Source organism: Chromohalobacter sp. HP20-39 (assembly GCF_033052815.1).
Lineage (GTDB): Bacteria > Pseudomonadota > Gammaproteobacteria > Pseudomonadales > Halomonadaceae > Chromohalobacter.
This window is the reverse complement of the sequence record NZ_JAWHTP010001193.1, coordinates 1-234: the sequence shown is the minus strand read 5'-3', so window position 1 is coordinate 234 and position 234 is coordinate 1. Positions and strand designations below refer to the sequence as shown.

Below are 234 nucleotides of genomic sequence, written 5' to 3'. Positions count from 1 at the left end.
CATCACCGTCTCGCGGACGCTTCAAAACGCCAGCGTAGCCACCTACGCCACCGCCATTCGCGAAGAGGGTCGGGCCGACGGTGCACCGCTCGGTGTGCTTGCCGTGTTCTTCAACTGGGCACCCCAGGCCGAGACGGTGGTCAAGAGCGTGCGGGTCTCTGCCGAAGACTGGCAGCGTACACGCTGCCTGCTGCTCGACTCCAGCTACCGTGTGATCGCGGCTTCGGATGGCAA

At 65.0% G+C, this 234-nt stretch carries 1 pseudogene; it reads left to right on the top strand.

The features are described from left to right. Positions 1-234: pseudogene (locus RVY79_RS21665) on the top strand (chemotaxis protein); the annotation flags it as partial.